Origin of the sequence: Kordia sp. (assembly GCF_965224175.1) — a bacterium.
Classification (GTDB): Bacteria; Bacteroidota; Bacteroidia; order Flavobacteriales; family Flavobacteriaceae; genus Kordia.
Map to the genome: position 1 here is coordinate 3,499,627 of NZ_OZ245041.1, position 17,835 is coordinate 3,517,461.

At 33.3% G+C, this 17,835-nt stretch carries 16 protein-coding genes; 14 read left to right on the forward strand and 2 right to left on the reverse strand.

What is annotated here, in order from left to right; all coding sequences use genetic code 11:
* The first annotated feature begins 25 nt into the window (after positions 1-25).
* The 14 genes from ACOQOS_RS15155 to ACOQOS_RS15220 all read left to right on the forward strand — a co-directional run bounded on the left by ACOQOS_RS15155 (position 26) and on the right by ACOQOS_RS15220 (position 15,138).
* A complete protein-coding gene (locus ACOQOS_RS15155; protein ID WP_420571310.1) occupies positions 26-361 on the forward strand; it encodes a four helix bundle protein in 336 nt (111 codons plus the stop codon).
* 31 nt (positions 362-392) lie between these two features.
* On the forward strand, positions 393-1,253 hold the full coding sequence (atpG, locus tag ACOQOS_RS15160) for an ATP synthase F1 subunit gamma (RefSeq protein ID WP_420571311.1): 861 nt from the start codon (positions 393-395) through the stop codon (positions 1,251-1,253).
* A gap of 390 nt (positions 1,254-1,643) precedes the next feature.
* Positions 1,644-3,437, forward strand: coding sequence for a helix-turn-helix domain-containing protein (locus ACOQOS_RS15165; protein WP_420571312.1), 1,794 nt, complete (start codon positions 1,644-1,646; stop codon positions 3,435-3,437).
* Between the two features lie 906 nt (positions 3,438-4,343).
* Positions 4,344-5,189 carry an alpha/beta fold hydrolase gene (locus ACOQOS_RS15170; protein ID WP_420571313.1) on the forward strand — a complete coding sequence of 282 codons (846 nt, stop codon included), beginning with the start codon at positions 4,344-4,346 and terminating at the stop codon, positions 5,187-5,189.
* 587 nt (positions 5,190-5,776) lie between these two features.
* Positions 5,777-6,277, forward strand: a complete 501-nt coding sequence (locus tag ACOQOS_RS15175; protein ID WP_420571314.1) for an RNA polymerase sigma factor — start codon at positions 5,777-5,779, stop codon at positions 6,275-6,277.
* The gene (locus tag ACOQOS_RS15180) at positions 6,267-6,818 is read left to right on the forward strand and encodes a hypothetical protein (protein ID WP_420571315.1); all 552 of its coding nucleotides are present in this window, start codon (positions 6,267-6,269) and stop codon (positions 6,816-6,818) included. The genes ACOQOS_RS15175 and ACOQOS_RS15180 overlap by 11 nt, the downstream gene beginning before the upstream one ends.
* A 145-nt stretch (positions 6,819-6,963) precedes the next feature.
* Positions 6,964-7,479, forward strand: a complete 516-nt coding sequence (locus ACOQOS_RS15185; protein ID WP_420571316.1) for a hypothetical protein — start codon at positions 6,964-6,966, stop codon at positions 7,477-7,479.
* A gap of 95 nt (positions 7,480-7,574) precedes the next feature.
* Complete coding sequence (locus ACOQOS_RS15190; RefSeq protein WP_420571317.1) at positions 7,575-9,038, forward strand: MATE family efflux transporter; 1,464 nt, start codon at positions 7,575-7,577, stop codon at positions 9,036-9,038.
* Between the two features lie 211 nt (positions 9,039-9,249).
* Positions 9,250-9,684, forward strand: coding sequence for a dUTP diphosphatase (gene dut, locus ACOQOS_RS15195; RefSeq protein WP_420571318.1), 435 nt, complete (start codon positions 9,250-9,252; stop codon positions 9,682-9,684).
* A gap of 134 nt (positions 9,685-9,818) precedes the next feature.
* On the forward strand, positions 9,819-10,793 hold the full coding sequence (locus tag ACOQOS_RS15200) for a tetratricopeptide repeat protein (RefSeq protein ID WP_420571319.1): 975 nt from the start codon (positions 9,819-9,821) through the stop codon (positions 10,791-10,793).
* Between the two features lie 201 nt (positions 10,794-10,994).
* The gene (locus ACOQOS_RS15205; RefSeq protein WP_420571320.1) at positions 10,995-12,011 is read left to right on the forward strand and encodes a sugar phosphate nucleotidyltransferase; all 1,017 of its coding nucleotides are present in this window, start codon (positions 10,995-10,997) and stop codon (positions 12,009-12,011) included.
* 167 nt (positions 12,012-12,178) lie between these two features.
* The gene (locus tag ACOQOS_RS15210; RefSeq protein WP_420571321.1) at positions 12,179-13,108 is read left to right on the forward strand and encodes a tetratricopeptide repeat protein; all 930 of its coding nucleotides are present in this window, start codon (positions 12,179-12,181) and stop codon (positions 13,106-13,108) included.
* 27 nt (positions 13,109-13,135) lie between these two features.
* On the forward strand, positions 13,136-13,906 hold the full coding sequence (locus ACOQOS_RS15215; protein ID WP_420571322.1) for a DUF4292 domain-containing protein: 771 nt from the start codon (positions 13,136-13,138) through the stop codon (positions 13,904-13,906).
* Entirely contained in the window at positions 13,906-15,138 is a 1,233-nt protein-coding gene (locus ACOQOS_RS15220; protein ID WP_420571323.1) for a murein hydrolase activator EnvC family protein, read from the forward strand. The genes ACOQOS_RS15215 and ACOQOS_RS15220 overlap by 1 nt, the downstream gene beginning before the upstream one ends.
* A 120-nt stretch (positions 15,139-15,258) precedes the next feature.
* Here ACOQOS_RS15220 and ACOQOS_RS15225 read toward each other — a convergent pair whose 3' ends face one another.
* Positions 15,259-15,612: a DUF6686 family protein gene (locus tag ACOQOS_RS15225; RefSeq protein WP_420571324.1), complete on the reverse strand. Its 354-nt coding sequence runs from the start codon at positions 15,610-15,612 to the stop codon at positions 15,259-15,261.
* 16 nt (positions 15,613-15,628) lie between these two features.
* On the reverse strand, positions 15,629-17,830 hold the full coding sequence (locus ACOQOS_RS15230) for a PepSY domain-containing protein (protein WP_420571325.1): 2,202 nt from the start codon (positions 17,828-17,830) through the stop codon (positions 15,629-15,631).
* Positions 17,831-17,835: the final 5 nt, after the last annotated feature.

Consider the following 17,835-nt stretch of genomic DNA (forward strand, 5'->3'; position numbering starts at 1 on the left):
AATTCTTAAACTGATAACGATATAAATGTCATTAGAGGATAGTCCGATACGAACAAAGAGCTTTGAATTTGCTTGTGCAATTGTAAAATTCTGCGACGAATTAAAAGCGACAAAAGACTACGAATTAGCCTCACAACTACTCAGAAGCGGAACGAGTATTGGAGCCAATACTAGAGAAGCACAAAGAGGAGTTAGCAAAAAAGATTTTAAATATAAATTTGGTATTGCTCTCAAAGAAGCTGATGAAACTAAATATTGGTTAGAAATATTAGAAGCTACAGGAAGGCAAATACCAGAAGAAATGATGAATAAATGTGATGAGTTGATTAGAATATTAGTAGCAATACTAAAAAACTCATAACTCAACACTTTACAACTCATAACTCGAAAAGATGGCAAACTTAAAAGAAATACGTAATAGAATTAGTTCTGTAAAATCAACAATGCAGATTACGAGTGCTATGAAAATGGTATCGGCAGCAAAGTTGAAAAAAGCACAAGACGCGATCACAGCGATGCGTCCGTATGCAAACAAACTTACAGAATTACTACAAAGTTTAAGTGCAACGTTAGATGCAGATAGCGGAAGTAAATTTGCAGACCAACGTGAAGTAAACAAAGTATTAATTGTAGCTATTACATCTAACAGAGGATTGTGTGGAGCATTTAACTCTAACATTATCAAACAAACAAACAACTTAATTGACAATGCATACGAAGGTAAGCAAGTTGATGTGTTGACAATTGGTAAAAAAGGAAACGATATCTTGTCTAAAACAAATACGATTATAGACAATCGTAGTGATGTTTTTGATGCGTTAACTTTTGATAATGTTGCAGAAATTGCACAAAAACTAATGGATTTATTTGAAGACGGATCATACGATAAAATCGAGATCGTTTACAACAAATTCAAAAATGCGGCGACACAAATCGTAATGACGGAACAATTCTTACCAATTGTACCAGTTGAATCGGAAGCAAGCGCACAACAAGATTACATTTTTGAGCCATCAAAAGAAGAAATTGTTGAAGGACTAATTCCGAAGTCATTAAAAACACAATTGTACAAAGGAATCAGAGACTCGTTTGCAAGTGAGCACGGTGCGCGTATGACGGCGATGCACAAAGCGACAGACAACGCAGGAGAACTAAGAGATTCTTTAACATTAACATACAACAAAGCACGTCAGGCTGCTATTACTAACGAAATCTTAGAAATCGTTGGTGGAGCAGAAGCGTTGAATAACTAATATTTAAAGTTCGTACACTGAGCGGAGTCGAAGTGTACTCACATTATAGAATTAAAAAACCTCATGGAAACATGAGGTTTTTTGTTTTTAAGATCTATTAGAAACGTCATTGCGAACGTAGTGAAGCAATCTGTTCGTTTCATATACAATCGTTTCTATTATTTAAACAGATTACTTCGTCATGCTTCCTCGCAATGACGTTTCATAATTCAAACCGTCAGATCGAGTGATTTTTCGGAATGGAATAAAGAAAAATTGTATCGAGATCTACTCACAAACCACAAAATATATTTCGAAGTACAATTTTCATCGAAAAAAACACGTTAAAGCACAAAGTCATTTCGTACTAAACCACCATTCCATATCTTTGCAAAAACCGAAACCAATTGCATGCACCCAAAACTCCCTTATTTCCTCTTTCTTTTCCTCTGTTTTAGCTTAAATACTTTTTTAAATGCACAAACCGAAAATGATTCCTTGGCGAAGTATAGTTATGAGGAGTTGCATGCTTTAATTGATAGCACAAAATATAATAAGCAAAAATTATCAAAACTATATACAGAAGAATATCTGAGGAGAGCCAAATTTGATAATGATAAAATTAAGATTTCTAGAGGTTATTTTTATATTATGTATTATTATTATGATAAAGATATCTCTTCAAGTCTAAAGTATGCTGATAGTATTATTGAAATTTGTAAAGATTGTAAGCATGAAAAGTATCCAGCACTAGGTTATTATTTTAAAGGATATTTTTATAGTTTAGATGGTCTTACAACTGATTTAGCTCTGGATAATTTTTTAAAAGCATTAAGCATCTTAAACAATAATAATATCGAGTTAGAATTAGATATTCGAAATGCAATAATGAATATACAGGGAAATTGGCTTGCAAATGAAGAAACTCTTAATTTTATAAATGAAAGTTTAGATTTTATAATTAAAAATAAACAAGAAATATCACAATATAATGAAACTTATTTTATTGCCTTAAACAACTTATCATTAGAATATATGCGTCTCAAAGAATATAAAAATTCTATGAAAATGGCAAAAAAAGGACTTATCGAAGCTTTTAATACAAAAGATTCATTAATGTATTATGAATTTATTTCATTAACAGGTACAGCACAATACTATTTGGGAAACTACCAAGCATCGATAGATAGTTCCTTAAAAGCATTACCAAATTTAATTAAAATTAATGATAGGAATATAGTAATGAAATATTACTACCTAGCCAAAAGCTACGACCAACTCAACCAACCTGAAAAAGCACAATTTCACTTTCTAAAAACAGATTCTATCTACCAAGCCACAAAAGATATCTTCCCAGAAATGCGAAATGCATACGAACACATCATTGAGTATTACAAAAGCAAAAATGATACTGAGAATCAGATAAAATATTATGATCGTTTACTTGAAGTAGATAAAATTATTGATTCAACCTATACTTATGTAACCGAAACTATAGAAAAAAAATTCGATACACCGCAAGCCATTGCCGAACGAAACCGCTTAGTAGAAGAAGCCAAAGCCAAAGAAAGTTCTTGGAAATATAGTTTTGCAGCCATAAGCGGAATTTTATTGGTGATTCTAGGAATATTGGTCGCAGCGTTTCGTCGTCAGAAATACTATAAAAGACGTTTTGAAAGTGTAATGAACACTGAGCGGAGCCGAAGTGTTCAAAAGACAAACCCAAAAGTTGCTGAAATGAGCATTGAACAGAGCCGAAATGCGCTCAATAATAGCCCTGAGGTTCTCGGAGAGGAGAACACTTCGACTCCGCTCAGTGTAAAGAAAGACATTGGTATTTCAGAAGAAATCGTGCAAAATATAGTAAGTCAGTTGCAAAAATTTGAAGCTTCTCAACAATTTACAAAACAAGTTTCACTCACAGAACTCGCGAAAAAATTTAGGACAAATCCGAAGTACTTATCAAAAGTCATCAACGGACATTACCAAAAGAATTTTAGTTCTTATATCAATGATTTACGTGTTGAATATGTTGTTTCTAAATTAAAAGAAGATTCTAAATTCAGAAACTACACCATCAAAGCTATTGCCAAAGAAGCAGGTTTCGGGAAAACAGAATCCTTTTCCAAAGCATTTCATAAATCTACAGGAATCAAACCTTCGTATTTTATAAAAGAATTACACAAACGTTTGGAAGGTGATTAATCATAACGCTCTCGTCAAGCTGAACTTGATTCAGCTTCACATGAGCTAAATTTCAATTTAAGGAGATTCTGAGTTAAACTCAGAATGACGTAAAAAAGATCCAATTAGAAATTTAAAGTACTAGTCGTCAGATCGATCTATATGAAACGTCATTGCGAGGAAGCATGACGAAGCAATCTGTTTAAATCATAGAAAAGATTGTATATGAAACTAACAGATTGCCACGAATTTCTCATATTGAGCGAAGTCAAAATGAAAAATTCTCGCAATGACGTTGCAAACTCTAACTATCATATTGAGACTTCAAAGCACTTCTCGATACAAATTTGCTGCGCAAATCCACTCGAAGTGACGATTTTATAATGAAGTATGAAAGAATCAATTTAAAATTCAACAGCTAATATTTAACATAAAAAACACAACAGTAAGCGAGTCTAAAATCGCAGCAATCCAAAAAACATTCGCGCATTCGTGGTAAAAAAAGTTTTCGGTTGTCAGTTTATTTAAAGAAAATGTACTATGAACCGAGCTAAAACCCAAAAGCAAAATGCCAATAGCTAAAAAAACCACAACAGTAAGCAATCTAAAAGCGCAGCGATCTAATATCTAATAGCATAAGCGGTCTAAAAACGCAGCAATCCAAAAACCATTCATGCATTCGTGGTAAAAAAAAGTTATCAGTTTTCAGTTTATTCAAAGAAAATGTACTATGAACCGACTAAAAGCTAACAGCCAACACCCAACAGCCAACAAAACCACAACAGTAAGCAATCTAAAAGCAAAGCGGTCTAACATCTAACAGCGTAAGCGAGTCTAAAAGCGAAGCAATCTGAAAAAGTTAAAAAACTTTTTCTGTAACATTTTCAAAAAACTGCATCTAAAGGGAAAATAAAACAAACAAACAGTATGAAAACCTTTAGAAAATTAATGATTATAAGTTGTCTTATGATTTCATTTACAATCTTCTCGCAAGAAAAATCATTTCAAGTAGAAGTCACAGGAAAAGGAAATCCAATCTTATTATTTCCAGGATTCAGTTGCACAGGCGATGTATGGCAAGAAACCGTAAAAGAATTATCCAAAACTCACGAATGTCATGTATTTACCTTTGCAGGATTTGGAAACGTACCAGCAATTAAATCTCCATGGCTAGAAACCATCAAAGAAGATGTAGAAAGCTATGTAGCACGTAAAAAATTGCAAAGCGCAACCATTATAGGGCACAGTATGGGCGGATCGTTGGCATTATGGTTAGCAGCAGAACATCCAAACACCTACAAACAACTGATCATTGTAGATGGTTTGCCGAGTATTGGCGCATTAATGATCCCTGATTTCTCACCAGAAAAAGTAAGTTATGACAATCCGTTTTCGAAGCAACAATTGGAAATGGACGAAAGCGCTTTCCACAAAATGGCAACGCAAATGGCAGCAGGAATGACAAAAACGCAAGAAAAAAAAACAACATTAGTTTCATGGATGGAACAAGCAGACCGAAAAACCTATGTATATGGTTATATTGATCTCATGAAATTGGACTTACGCGAAACCATCAAAACCATTAAAATTCCTGTAACGGTTATGGCAGCAGTTAGTTTCTATCCAAAACCACAAGTGGAAAAACTATACACAGAACAATATCAAAAACTAGCAAACAAAAACATTGTATATGTTGACAATTCAGCACACTTTATTATGTTTGATCAAGCAGAATGGTTTCTAAAAGAAGTTAAAAAGTTAGTGGTTAAATAGTTTTGAGATATTAGTATTTGGTATTGAGAAGTTTCAAAAAGCAAATCCATAAAGAACATTCGTGCATTCGTGGTAAAAAAAATATCGGTTTTCAGTTTTGAGTTGATTTAAAGAAAGTATACTATGAACCGACCAAAAGCTAAAAGCCTACAACCAACAGCCAAAAACCATTCGTGCATTCGTGGTAAAAAAATTATCGGTTTTCAGTTTTGAGTTGATTCAAATAAAATATACTATGAACTGACCAAAAACTATTCGTGCATTCGTGGTAAAAAAATTATCGGTTTTCAGTTTTAAGTTGATTTAAAGAAAATATACTATGAACTGACCAAAAGCCAGAAGTAAACTGCCAACAAGTAAAAAACATTCGTGCATTCGTGGTGAAAAAGTTATCAGTTTTCAGTTGATTCAAATAAAATATACTATGAACCTACCAAAAGCCAAAAGCCAAAAGCCAAAAGCCAGAAGCTAAAAGCCAACAACCAATAAAAACATAAAAATAAGCCATCTAAAAGCGCAGCGGTCTAAGAGATTCCTGCATTCGCAGGAACAAGTCTAACAGCGAAGCGCTCTAAAAAAACAACAAATTGACAAATCGACAAAACAACAAATTCGAACCAATATACCAAAATCACTACGATAAAGTCTACAGACTCTGTCTTGGATACGTTAATGGTGACGAAACTTTGGCGAAAGACTTAGCACAAGAAGTGTTCATAAAAGTCTGGGAACATTTGGATCAGTTCAAACAAAAATCCAGCATAGGAACTTGGATTTATAGAATTACAGCTAATACTTGCTTATTACACATTCGAAAAAACAAAAAAGGAAGCTATAGCTTGCCTCAATTGCAAGAAGATGATACAAATGTCGCGGAAGAAGAAAAAATGCATCAAAATCGTTTACAACAAATGTATGCGTGCATTCAACAACTAAAAGAAACGGATCGAATCGTCATCTTATTAGTATTAGAAGGTTTGCCACAAAAAGAAATAGCAAACATAACAGGACATTCACACCAAAACATTCGTGTCTTGGTACACAGAATCAAAGAAAAACTCACAAAATGCGTCTCTCATGGAATTTAAAGACATACAAAACACATGGCAACAACAATCAGAAGAAACAAACATTCCTGATTTTGAACCAGCCAAACAAAAACTAGCACTCGTACGCAAAGGACAACGAATTACACAACTAATTTTAGGCATCACAGGAATTATACTCATCCTATTTTTCTTTTACATTTCGGCTTACAAATTCAGCGGAACACTCTTAGGAATGTCCTTGCTCATCAGTGTATTGATTATTCGTGTATTCATAGAAGCTAGGAGTCGACAAAAATTGCGAAAACTCAATGTATTACTTTCGTTAGAAGAATTCAAAGCGCAACTCATTTCCTATTACGAAAACAGAAAAACGCTCGCTTTCAAAATCATTCCAATCTTATTAATTGTATACAATATTGGAGTGATAATCATGATGTATTATTTCTATCAATACCTGTCGAGAGGTTTCTTTTACTACATTGTCATCTCGTACATTGTATCTTTTGTCGTATTATTTTATTTCATCCGAAAACAAGTCTTAGCAGAACTGTTAATCTTAAAAACCTTGCAGGAAGAATAAAATGTCACCGAATATGTTGTAAGATGTCTGTATTGAGATTTATTTAATTAACTTGGAACTATTATTGCAGAAAGTTATATTTTAGATTGAAGATTCTATTGAAGAAAAACAAGTTAACAAATACACGAATCAACAGAAAACACACATGTTCAAACACATAAAAAAAATATTGCCAATACTCGTGATTATCGGTTTTACAAACTGTTCGTCACCACAAAAAACGATGAAAATGCAGGAGAAAGTTTCCTTTACCATTACCAATCCATTTGCACAAGCGTGGACAGGAGGACAAGAAGAAGCTGGTACAGGATTGAATGTACAGTTTACAATTCAAAACCTAAACAAAAAAGAAATTGTTCTAAAAGAATTTTTCTTCAGAGGAAGGAAAACCACCATAGAAGACATTGCTACAGATAACAACGGATTGTACATAGCGCGTTTTGTTAATACTGTTGAAAAAGATATTGTGTTACACAAAAATCATAAAAAAGAAGCTGGAAACGAGCCGCCAAAAGTACAGCAAGACTTTCCGTTTACGCTCGCAAATGACGAAGCTGTTATCAGTTATGAAGAAAACGGAACGCTTAACTATTACAAGCTAAAAAATATTGTAGATAAGTTTCCGTTGTACTATCCAAGTGCGCCACCAAATAGGCAATAAATGATATTGGGCTTGACCCTTTAATAATCAGGGGAAAAATCCTTTTGGGAAAGCCCTCAGAAATCAATACTTTTAAGGCTTAAACAAAACATTCCTTGAGCGCATTAAAAAAGTTCTTTAAAGACACTATAATCTATGGAATTGCAGCAATATTGCCACGTGCAGTCAATATTGGTTTAGTTGGATTACATACGGAAGTTTTAAAATCTAACAAATTTGCAATCAATACCGAATACTATGTATACGCTGCATACTTAAATGCACTGCTCACATACGGAATGGAAACGGCATTCTTCCGATTTTTTAGCAAAGAACAAGAAAAAGGAAAAATCATTTCTACATCATTTGTCACGCTACTAATTACTACGGTTATATTCTTAATCTTAGGACTCAGTTTTGCAACTGAAATCGCACAGTTTTTTGGTTTTCAGAAAGAAATATACGTTCAAATATTAATATTGACCGTTTTTTTAGACACCATTGTCGTTATTCCATTTGCTTATTTGCGAGTTACAAATAGACCCATTCGTTTCGCAGGAATTAAAATTGCCAACATTCTAATTTTTGCATTTCTAAACCTTCTTTTTTTATGGGCAATTCCCAACGGGATTCTTTCAGAAAAAATACTACCTGACGCGCTCAACTTTTATGTAAAAGGAGAAGCTCAGGTTATTTATATTTTCCTTGCCAATGTATGTGCAAGTCTTTTTACGCTATTATTACTCTTACCAAATATTTTAAAAATAAAATGGTCTTTGGATACGCGTATATTAAAAAAACTACTCATATACGGATTGCCAATTATGGTGGGAAGTTTGGCGTATGTAACCAATGAAAACATAGATAAGCTTTTCTTGTCAGATATAATTGGGAAAACGGAAATGGGAAAATATGCGGCTTGTTACAAACTAGGTGTATTCATGACCTTGTACATTACGGCTTTTCGTTTAGGAGCAGAACCTTTTTTCTTCAATCACGCCAAAGAAAAAAACGCAAAAAACAACTATGCGACCATCTTAAAATGGTTTGCTATTTTGGGAGCTGTATTCATGCTGGTCGTTGTAGCATACATTGATCTTTTTGCAAGTATATTAATTCGACAAAAAGAATATTTGGATGCCTTAGCCATTGTTCCGATAATTCTATTAGCGAATCTTTTTCTAGGAATCTACAACAATCTGTCTATTTGGTATAAACTCACCGATAAAACTAGCTACGGAATGTATATTTCTATTTTTGGAGCAATTGTTACCATTATATTCAACTTAGTCATGATTGATAAAATAGGTTTCATGGCATCGGCTTGGGCAACTTTAGTGGCGTATGGCGGCATGATGATCATCTCGTATATTCTTGGGCAAAAACATTACAAAGTACCATACAATATAAAACAAGTTATTGGCTACATACTCTTAGCTTCAGTACTATCAGCAATATCGTTCTATGATGGTTTTAGAGGCAACTATATCATTGCAACTGCATTAGTTTTAGTATTTTTGGGAATAATTTATGTAGCAGAGCGCAAAGAGCTTAAACGTCTCATAAACAAAGGATCTTAAAAAATTATAAAGGTTGAATTTTAAATAAAAAAGTACTTTTGAATAAACAATAAATATTAAAACGCAAACAAGCTAAAAATTTGTGTTAATTCAAAACATAAGAGACTCAAAAAAACAATTCGTGAATTCGTAACAATAACATATTCGAGTAAGCAAAACAAATCAACAAATACACAAATAGACAAAACCACATAAGTACAAACAAAACCAAATGAACATAAAAATCATCAACAAATCACAGCACGCATTACCACATTATGAAACCTTGGCTTCCGCCGGAATGGACTTACGTGCAAACCTATCAGAACCAGTAACGCTACAACCTATGGACAGAGCGATTATAAAAACAGGATTATTCATTGAATTGCCTATTGGAACTGAAGCACAAGTTCGTCCTAGAAGCGGTTTAGCTGCAAAAAAAGGAATTACAGTACTCAATGCACCTGGAACTGTTGATGCAGATTACAGAGGTGAAATTGGCGTGATTCTTGTCAATCTATCCAAAGAAGCGTTTACAATTGAAAACGGAGAACGAATCGCACAATTGGTTATTGCCAAACACGAACGAGCAGTATGGCAAGAAGTTACCGAACTTTCAGAAACAGACAGAGGTGCTGGCGGATTTGGAAGTACAGGAACAAAGTAGAAACTATAAATGTTGAATGCTAAATTTTAAATTAAAAAGTATATTTAAACAAGTAACAACAACTCGTGATAAAAATTACTCTTGAGTAAGCAAAACAAGAAATAAGCAAAGATCAACATCAAATGCAAAGCGATATGAAAAAACTAACAGTACTATTAAGTCTATTATTGCTGAGTGCTTTTATAGCAAAAGCACAAGAAAGTGATGCTGAACTCACAAAAAAAGTAAAAGCAATATCAAAAGGTGCTTGTGAATGTATTGCCAAGATTGACTCAGACTTGGAAGATGTTGAAAAAAACGAAAAAATAAAAAGTTGTATTACGGCAGAAATTTTAGCAGACCAAATGAGCAATTCGTTACTGCAACAACTCGAAAAAGTCAAGGATTCATTAGGTAAAATGACTTCTGAAAAAGATACAGTTTCCATTGAATTTGATCCTAATAACAATACAATCATTTTAGACGAAAACTATGATGAAATAGAAGAATACTTACTGAGAAACTGCAGTGCGTTAAAACAAGTCATTATGACTTCAGACAAAAAGCATAAAAACTCAGTATCTGAAAAAGAAGAAGCATTAAAATACTATAATGAAGGTACTCAACATTACCAAAGAGGTGAATATGAAAATGCGGTAGTTGCTTACAGAAAAGCAGTAAAAAAAGATAGAAAATTTGCTTTTGCTTGGGATAACTTAGGATTAAGTTACCGCAGACTCGGAAATTACAAACAAGCTATAAAAGCGTATAAAAAATCATTAAAACTAGATCCAAAAGGAAAAGTACCATTAATGAATATTCCAATCGCACAATCCTATTTAAAAAAGTACAAAGATGCGATAAAGAGTTACGAAAAATTTATAGAAATCTATCCAAATGATCCAGAAGGTTACTATGGTATTAGTAGAATGTATATGGAAACCAAAGAATACGAAAAATCATTAGACAACGTAATGAAATCGTTTATCATGTACAAAGAGATAAACTCGCCATATCACAAAGACGCACAAAGTATTATCGTTATGTTATATGATATCATGAAGAAAGAAAATATGATGGATACATTTCAAAAAATAGCTAAAAAACACAATATCAATATTCAGGAATAACAAACAAAGCGCAAGTCAAACAAGCAAAAATATTCGTGAATTCGTGGTAAAAAGTTAAGAGTGCTGAGTTATAACTAAAAGCAACAAATCAACGAATTCACAAAAAAAGACAGCGCACAACAAGAGCAAAGCGATATAAAAACAACAATAAAAAAGCTAGCGGCTCAAAGCCAAAAGCAAAAGTAAACTAAACTACAAGAAATGAAAATAATTGTACCCATGGCAGGACGCGGATCAAGACTTCGTCCGCATACACTTACAGTTCCAAAACCATTAATTCCAATTGCAGGAAAACCAATAGTTCACAGATTAGTATCTGATATAGCAAAAGTACTAGGTGAACCTATAGAAGAAGTTGCTTTTGTACTAGGTGATCCAGCATTTTTTGGAGACGATGTTGTACAAAGTTTAACAGAATTGGCAGAAGGTTTAGGTGCAAAAGCAAGTATCTATCGTCAAGATCAACCTTTAGGAACAGGTCATGCCATCATGTGTGCCAAAGATTCATTATCTGGACCAGCAGTAATTGCCTATGCAGATACACTCATTAGAGCAGACTTTAACCTAGATAAAGAAGCTGATGCTGCAATTTGGGTAAAACAAGTAGAACATCCAGAAGCATACGGAGTTGTAAAACTAAATGAGAATAACGAAATCATTGAACTCGTTGAAAAACCAGCCGAATTTGTTTCAGATTTAGCAGTTATTGGAATTTATTACTTCAAAGATGTAGCGGTACTAAAAGACGAATTACAGTACGTTTTAGACAACAACATCATACACGGAGGCGAATACCAAATTAATGACGGAATAAAAGGAATGATGGCAAAAGGTCGTCGTTTTGTCACAGGAAAAGTTGATGAATGGATGGACTGTGGAAACAAAAATGTAACCATTGAAACCAATGGTAAAATGTTAGGTTTCTTAAATACTGATAACGAAAAATTAGTAGCAGATTCTGCACAAATAATCAACTCAGAAATCATTCCACCATGTTACATTGGTGAAAATGTAATCATCAAAAATTCAACAGTTGGACCAAATGTTTCTGTAGGCAATCATACACAACTAGAGAACGTTACCATTAAAAATAGCTTAATACAAACCAATACTACGGTAAAAAATGCTAATTTAGAGGAAGCAATGATTGGAAACCATGCAAAATTTGATGGAAGCTTTACCAAAATTAGCATTGGCGACTATTCAACGTTAGAATAAAAAACGAAAGTTTATAGAGTCAATTACTTCGAGGCAAGCCCACGAAGCATTGAACGGAAACAATTAAAAACATTTCGATGCAAGCGTCGGAGCATTTAAATCTCGATTATCGAGTAAAATGTAAAATACGCTGTAACAAGGTATACTAATTGCAATTACACAAAAAGATGAAAAAATACATGTACATATTATTACTCTCAGGAATGTCAATACTCATTCCTGAGTATGTACATGCACAAGAAGAAGAGAGCGCTGAAATATCCTTAGAAGAAAACATTGACGAGTTTCAAGAACATTTCTTTGAAGCTTTAAAACAACGCGGAATAGAAAACTATGATCGCGCTATTGATGAATTGTTAAAATGTAAAGCTATTGACGATAATGCGACCATTGCATTCGAATTAGGGAAAAACTACTATTCTCAAAAAGAATACGACAAAGCAAAAGAATCGTTTCAAAAAGCAGTCAACAAAAAACCACAAAATCAATGGTATCTTACAGGATTATTCAATTCACAACTCAAAACAAATGAGCGTCAAGAAGCACTGCGAACAGGAAAAAAAATCATCTATCTCAATCCGACATTCAGAGAAGACGTAGCGAAGGTTTATGTGGGAATGGGCGAATACAAAAAAGCTTTAAAACAACTTGAAAAACTAGAAAAAAAAGGCGGATTATCTTTTACTGCAGCCAATATGAAAACAATGCTGGAAAAGCAGGTAAGCAAAAACAACAAATCTGACGGCAAAGTAGCAGAAGTTATCAAACAGACGCCAAAACCTAGAGTAAGAGGCGACAAGCGCATTCTCGATCAAGTAGAAGATGCGTTACAAACAAAATCATTTGAAGCTGCAAATCGATTGGCAAAAATGGGTTTAAATGACTTTCCTTCGCAACCAAAACTATATTTATACAATGCAAAGGCATTAAATGCGTTAAAAGAATATAAGAAAGCGATAGAAATGCTCGAAATAGGTTTAGATTATATCATTGATGATGCATCGCTTGAAAAAGAATTTTATCAAACCTTTGTTGTGGCTTACAAGCAAATGGGCAATTCAAAAAAGGAGAATTTTTATCGTAAAAAAATACAATAAGCGTTTACGCAGACTAAAACGAAACACTTGAAACACAGCATTCAAATAATCATTACAAGTATTATAGTACTACTTTTAGTAGGTTGTAAATCTACCAAAACAGTCGTATCTACAGGTGAAGTAGCCAATTTGTCTACACGAAATATCATTAAAAACCATTACAAAAATACACTCAACTTTAAAACCATTCGTGGGAAACTAAAAGTGAATTTTGATGATGGGAAAACGCAGGAAAGTTTCACGCTAAGCTTACGCATGAAAAAAGATGAAGCCATTTGGTTAAGCGCAACGCTTTCTTTAGTAAAAGTATACATTACACCAGAAAAAGTAAGTTTCTATAACAAACTAGACAACACTTATTTTGAAGGTGATTTTGGACTAATTAGCAATTTTTTAGGCACAGAGCTCGATTTCAAAAAAGTACAAAACCTATTAGTTGGCGATGCTTTATTTAATCTAAAAGATGAACGATTTGATTCTGAAATAAAAGACAAAACATACGCTTTAACACCAAAGCGTGATTTTGAACTTTTCAAACGATTATTTCTTCTAGATGCGTTTCATTTCAAAGTAAAAAAACAACGTTTAGAACAATCGGCAGAACAACGCTTGCTTACTATTGACTATCCAGAATATCAAAAAATTACAGGACAAGCATTCCCGAAAAATGTTGAAATAAAAGCGGAAGAACTCAACAAAACAACTACAATTCAAGTTGAATACAGAAAAATAACATTCAACGAAAAAGTACGTTTCCCGTTTAAAATTCCAAGTGGATACAAAGAAATCAAAATCTAGTGAAGTCAATACTCAATCAACATACATACAAAAAAATCATCGTCATACTAATACTCTTTGTAAGTGGTATAAGTATGGCGCAAGACAAAAAGAAGGAATTAGAAGCCAAACGTTTGCGTTTGCAAAAAGAAATACGACTCATCAACAAACTGATTCGTAAAAACACTTCAAAAACAAAATTCATTGTAGAAGATGTACAAAGCTTGAGTCATAAAATTCGCGTCAAAAAAGACTTGATCAAAGTGATGAACCAACAAACAAACCTGTTGACGAATCAAATCAATACAAATATCAAGAAAATAGGACAATTACGAGACGAATTAACAAAGCTAAAAGCAGATTATGCAGAAATGATTCGAAAATCATACAAAAGCAAATCTGAACAAAGTAGGCTCATGTTTTTACTATCATCTGAAAGTTTCTTGCAAGCATACAAACGTGTGCAATACATGAAACAATACACAGACTATCGTAAAAAGCAAGGCGAAGCTATTGTGACAAACACACAAAAATTACAAGAACTCAACAAAACCTTTTCTGCACAAAAAAAGGAAAAAGAAGTACTTATTGTAGAAAATAGGAAAGTACAAAAAGAGTTTGAAAAGGAAAAAAAGCTGCAAAACGAAATGCTAGCTTCGTTGCGAAAAGATAAAAACAAATACGCAGCACAAGTCAAGAAAAAACAACAACAAGCAGACGAAATAGACCGCCAAATAGACAAAATAATTCGTGATGCTATTGCGAGCTCTAACAAAAAAGCAGGAAAAAATTCAAGTAACAAAACATTTGCTTTAACACCTGAAGCCAAAGCCATTGGAAACAGTTTTGCTGCAAACAAAGGAAAACTCATTTGGCCAGTTGCGGAAGGAACCAAAGTAAAAGGATACGGAAAATATAGAGATGTTGTAAACCCAAATGTAACCAAAGAAAGTAATGGTGTTATCATCGCAACAAATGTAGCAGAACCAGTACGCGCCATATATGGAGGAGAAGTTACCTATATGTTTAGCACAAACGAAGGAGTAAAATGTGTTGTAATTAGACACGGAAGTTACATTACAACGTACTTTGGACTCAAATCAGTTTCCGTAAAAACAGGAGATAAAGTATCTCAAAAACAAAACATCGGTGTCATGCATACCAATAGAAGCACTGGAAAAACAGAACTTAAATTCACAATCTTCAAAAATACAACACGATTAAATCCTGAAAGTTGGTTGTACAGAATGTAGCAAAATTATACTGAATAAAATCTAAGAATTTCATTCAAAGATTTCTATTTTTAATGTTGAGTAAATATTTATTTAGCTTAAGCTAAAAATACTTTTAGATGATTTTTAGTAAATATGAAATCAATTCATAACCAACGTATAATCAATTTGAGAGACATGAAGCATTGGTTTTTTTGAAGTTGGCTCGCTAAAAAACAAAGTTTTTAATTCGTTAATCTCATGTCTATTAAACAACAACATTAAGTTATTTTGTGTAGTAGGAATCGGAATCTTTCGCTTAATATTTACACCAGCATATTTATATTCCCAATATCCAATTTCAATCGTTGATAAATAGCTTCTAAACTCTTCAAACTGTTCCTCAGTAAACTCAAGATAAATATTTATAAACTCTAAATGATACATCTTACATTTTCTGCAAAAAGTAAGTACACCGCTATTTACACGAGCAATTGTTGTTAATGAATTACACATTTTTTTCTTTTTAAATTTAATAACAATCCATTTTTAGTTGTTCCATATGTTCAAAATCACTCAACGGAACCTGTAATTTTGAAGTCACAATTTCTTCCAGAATATCCAATACTTGATGTTGCATGGCAACTGCGCCACAAATCATAATAACGCCTTCATTTTTCAATACATTAGCTATAAAATCTCGTTGTTCTGAAATCAAATCTTGTACATATTGTTTCGTAGCATTTTCTTGTGAATACGCAACATGAAAATTAGTGAGTTGTTGGGTTTCTAAACCTTTATCAATAATATCTTTATACACATGTAAAGAAGCTTTAGTACGTGTTCCCCAAAACAAGTGTACTTTCTTTTGTTGCTTATTCTCGTCAATCATTCCTAAAAACGGACCAATTCCTGTACCGTTGGCAATCATCACAATTTCATCTGTATATTGTGGAAAATGAAACTCATGATTTCGTTTAACTTTTGCTTGAACCAAGTCATTATTTGACAATTTGCTGAGGTATGATGAACACACGCCAAATTCGTGTTTCTTGACGCTCAATACAATATCATTTCCAATTCGCCCAATAGAATACAAACGTTCCACAAAATCGGGTTCAGGGTAAAAAGACAGTAAATCGCCCGATTGAAACTTTAATTTTTTTGTTGGTTGCAACCGAATTAAAAACGTAGCGTCTTCATTCAAATCAGAACGTTCTATCACAGAAAATGATCGTAATTTTTTCAGATTCATACGAACGTCAGGCTTTTCAATTGTAATAGGAATCTGAGTGTAATTTGACCATTGTTTTGTCCAATCTTGAAAAGCAGTAAACGATTGATTGTTAATTTTAAATAAAGGCATTCCAGGAACAAAATTTGAATGTTGCTGTAAAATCGCATCCACCATAATAGCATACTTGCAAAAGTCAGGATACATTAAAGAACCAAAACCAACAACGGCATAACTAATGGTGTGCTCTTGTGGTATACTTTGAACTAAATATTCAAATTTCTTAGCATTTGTGGGTGCTTCTCCTTCGCCATATGTCGCCGTAAAAACGACTAAATGTTTGACTTTTTTATAAGTTGCATATTGGTTTAATGTTGAAATAAACGCTGTTTTTCCATTCGCGAGAAGCGACTCAAAAAACAAACTTGCAAAACGGTAGGTATTTCCTGTTTCAGATCCAACCAAAACAATAAACTCGGCAGCATCTTTACTGTAAGTATTCTTCGGAATCAATTGTTTCTTTGTACGTTTCAAACTCATTTTAAAACCAGAAAACATAAAGAAAATAAGCGCAAAACATGCTAATAACAATACAGTTGACCAGAGAATAGTTCCTTTTCCAGTATGCAAAATCAAACTCCATTCGGACGCAATGGCAACCCAAGGAAATTGATACGAACTCAAAATCTCACCTGTATATTGATGTATTTGTAGCTCTTCATGATGAAGTCGTACCAAAAAATAATCTTCAACGGCTTCCGAAAAAGGGAATTCAATACTTTTTACGCTTGCTAAAGAAGTATTTTGAAACAACTCAAAATCGGTTGATGCTACTTTTTTAGAAACAAGTGAGTCAAATTCAACCTCTTGATGTGAAACCTGATACGATGGAAGTAGCGAGAACTTTTCTAAAGATAAATACACGCCAGTTACAGTGACGATGATAAGCGGAATCAACATAATTCTGCCTAATTGCACATGATAATACTGCTGAAAATCTTCCTTAACAACCTTCGTGAAAAAACGTTTCATTCCGCCTTGACGCTTTGCAATTAATAAAATTCCCGTAATCGCAATTAAAAACAACAAAAAGGACACAAAACCTACGATAAATCGTCCTGTACTTTTCAAAAATAAAGAACGATGTAAATTGGTAGCAAATGCAAAAATGGGTGCTTTTTCAACAAGATTACCGAGTTTTTCTCCTGTAATTGGATTGAGGTAAAATGTTTCACTATCACCTGTATTTGTAATCACAGAAGCAATCACAAAATCGTCGTTTGTTACTTTTACATCAATAACCTCATCATAATTTTTCTGTAAAACAGCAATCGTATTGGCAACAGATATTTCGTCTAAATTTTCCACAGCATACGGTTCTAGCTGATTTGAAATAGGTTCAAAAGCTAGAATAATTCCTGTGAGCGAAGCAATTGCTATAAAAAGAGCAGAAGATATAGCCAACAATAAGTGGCTATATCTCCAAATTGAAATGGTCATTGATT